Raw genomic sequence first — 2477 nt, forward strand, 5'->3', positions numbered from 1 at the left:
TGTGTTTCGGCATGGAATAAGGACCCCGTTTTCGGGGTGATCGGCATCCAATCGGGACCCCGGGATAAGGGTCCACAGTGGCTTCCATCGAGTCATGGAAGCCGAGGTTGGGATGCTGGTGGTGGAGACGATTGGTAAGATCCGTCGCGCCTACTTTGTTGATGGTCGTCCGATCAAGGCGATCTGCCGAGAACTTGGCGTATCGCGGAAGGTGGTTCGCAAGGTCATTCGTTCTCAAGCGACGGAGTTCCGGTACGAGCGCGAGACGCAGCCGCTCCCGAAGATGGGTGCCTGGAGTGCCGAGCTTGACCGGTTGCTGGCAGGGAATGAGAGCAAGGCGGCGCGGGAACGGCTGACGCTGATCCGGCTATTCGAGGAGCTTCGCGGCCTGGGTTATGCCGGCGGCTATGATGCGGTTCGTCGATACGCACGACGGTGGAGCAAGGAACGCGGCACCTCGACAGCGTCGGCCTATGTGCCGTTGAGCTTTGCACCAGGCGAAGCCTACCAGTTCGACTGGAGCCACGAGATCGTCCTGCTGAGCGGCACCACGGTGATGGTGAAGGCTGCTCATGTCCGGCTCTGTCACAGCCGCATGCTGTTCGTGCGGGCCTATCCGCGGGAGACGCAGGAGATGGTGTTCGACGCCCACGACCGGGCATTCGCCCTGTTCAAAGGCACCTGCACCCGCGGCATCTACGACAACATGAAGACCGCGGTGGAGACGATCTTTGTCGGTAAAGGCCGTCTCTACAATCGCCGCTTCCTGCAGATGTGCAGCCACTATCTGGTCGATCCGGTCGCCTGTACGCCAGCGTCGGGCTGGGAGAAGGGGCAGGTCGAGAACCAGGTCGGGCTGGTCCGGGAACGCTTCTTCACGCCGCGGCTGCGGTTCAAAAACCTCGACGAGTTAAACGCCTGGCTGCTCGACAAATGCATCGCCTACGCCAAGGCTCATCGCCATCCGGAGCTGACCGATCAGACGATCTGGGACGTGTTCGAAGCCGAACGCCCCAAACTCGTTCCCTATGCCGGCCGCTTCGACGGCTTCCATGCGGTGACGGCATCGGTCTCGAAGACCTGCCTGGTGCGCTTCGACAACAACAAGTACTCGGTCGCAGCCAGCGCAGTCGGACGACCGGTCGAGGTTCAAGCCTATGCCGATCGCATCGTGATCCGTCAGGATGGACGTATCGTTGCCGAGCACCCGCGATCCTTTGGCCGCGGCGATACCGTCTACGACCCCTGGCATTATGTGCCGGTGCTCGCCCGCAAACCCGGCGCCTTGCGCAACGGTGCTCCCTTCAAAGACTGGGTGCTGCCGGCCGCGATCGATCGGATCCGGCGCAAGCTGGCCAGCACCGACGATGGCAATCGGCAGATGGTCGACATCCTCAACGCGGTGCTGACTGACGGTCTGTCCGCGGTGGAAGCGGCCTGTGCCGAAGCGCTCAGTCACAGCGTCCATTCCGCCGATGTCGTTCTCAATATCCTGGCCCGTCAACGTGAACCTGCCCCACCGGCCAACATCATGACGCCGGCCGCACTGACGCTCCGTCATGCACCGATCGCCGATTGTGCCCGCTACGACAACCTCCGGAGGACCATCTGATGGAACGAACCCAAATCTTCGACCTCATGGGCGAACTCAAGCTCTACGGCATGAAGGCTGCCTTCGACGAGATCATGGCAACTGCCGTTAAGCGCCAGCACGAGCCTCAGCGCATTGTCGGCGACCTGCTCAACGCCGAGATCAACGAGAAGCAAGCCAGGTCGATCAAATACCAGCTCACCATTGCCAAGCTGCCGCTCGCCAAGGACATCGCCGACTTCCAGTTTGACGGCACGCCGATCAATCAGACTCTCGTCAATGATCTCGCTGGCGGCGGCTTCATCGCCCAACAACGCAACGTCGTGCTGGTTGGCGGCACCGGTACAGGCAAAACACACTTGGCCATTGCCATCGCCAGAAGTTGCATCCGCGATGGCGCTAGAGGACGCTTCTACAACGTCGTCGACCTCGTCAACCGGCTCGAGACCGAAACCCGCAACGGTCGGCAGGGACGGCTCGCCGAGCATCTGACCCGCATGGACTTCATCGTTCTCGACGAGCTGGGCTATCTGCCGTTCGCGCAATCCGGCGGTCAGCTCCTGTTCCATCTCATCAGCCGGCTCTACGAACGCACCTCCATCATTGTCACCACCAATCTCGCGTTCGGCGAATGGCCGAGCGTGTTCGGCGATGCCAAAATGACCACCGCGCTACTCGACCGATTGACCCATCACTGCGACATCGTCGAGACCGGCAACGACAGCTGGCGATTCAAAAGCCGCGACGATGTTCAAACAACCCGCGCTCGCGCCGTCTCCGCAACCCCGACCAGCTCCGACGACCCGAGCGCTCCCAGCAGAGCACGCCGATCAAAGGGGTCCCTTTTGGATGCCGATAGGGGGTCCCAGTCGAACGCCGATTGACA

1 protein-coding gene and 1 pseudogene are annotated in these 2477 nt (G+C 61.5%); both read left to right on the forward strand.

Annotated features, from left to right (window positions below):
- The first annotated feature begins 112 nt into the window (after window positions 1-112).
- Window positions 113-1703, forward strand: a pseudogene (gene istA / locus IVA91_RS26575) (IS21 family transposase).
- Entirely contained in the window at window positions 1612-2475 is an 864-nt protein-coding gene (gene istB / locus IVA91_RS26580) for an IS21-like element helper ATPase IstB (RefSeq protein WP_346015530.1), read from the forward strand. Before istA ends, istB begins: the two are co-directional and overlap by 92 nt.
- Window positions 2476-2477: the final 2 nt, after the last annotated feature.

The sequence above is a fragment of the Bradyrhizobium sp. 153 genome (genome assembly GCF_023073835.1).
Classification (GTDB): Bacteria; Pseudomonadota; Alphaproteobacteria; order Rhizobiales; family Xanthobacteraceae; genus Bradyrhizobium.